Source organism: Vibrio sp. 2033, from assembly GCF_033339735.1.
Genome location: NZ_JAWOVC010000374.1, coordinates 1 through 686, shown reverse-complemented (window position 1 = coordinate 686; position 686 = coordinate 1). Strand labels below are relative to the sequence as shown.

Annotated in this window: 1 protein-coding gene; it reads right to left on the bottom strand. The window is 46.8% G+C overall.

Annotated features, from left to right (window positions below; all coding sequences use genetic code 11):
* On the bottom strand, window positions 1-686 hold a 686-nt coding region (locus tag R7P74_RS26680), incomplete at both ends, for a class I tRNA ligase family protein (protein WP_318123669.1).

Genomic DNA, 686 nt, shown 5'->3' with positions numbered 1-686 from the left:
CCAGTTGCCATACCTTTCTTCTCCATTGTCGCCAGTTCAGCTTCAGCAACTTTGGTGTTCTTACATTCTTCGATGAATGCAGCAAGCTCTGGGTTGTTCTCTGCAGCTAGCGTTGCTAGAGGATGACCCGCTGCGATACCTACGTAAGTCACACCCATCAGTGTGTCTGGACGCGTTGTGTAGACTTCTAGGTCTTGTTGACCTTTCACTTCAAACTTCAGTTCCACACCTTCAGAGCGACCAATCCAGTTGCGTTGCATGGTCTTAACCATTTCTGGCCAACCTTCAAGTTTGTCTAGATCGTCAAGTAGCTCTTGCGCGTATTCTGTGATCTTGATGAACCACTGAGGGATCTCTTTTTGCTCTACTGGAGTGTCACAACGCCAGCAGCAGCCGTCTTCAACCTGTTCGTTTGCAAGAACGGTTTGGTCATTTGGACACCAGTTAACAGAAGACGTTTTCTTGTAAACTAGGCCTTTTTCGTAAAGCTTAGTGAAGAACTCTTGTTCCCAACGGTAGTACTCAGGCGTACAAGTTGCGAATTCACGATTCCAGTCGTAGCCAAAACCTAGCAATTTAAGCTGGTTTTTCATGTATTCGATGTTTTCGTAAGTCCATGGCGCAGGTGCTGTGTTGTTTTTCACCGCTGCGTTTTCTGCTGGTAGACCGAACGCATCCCAACCAAT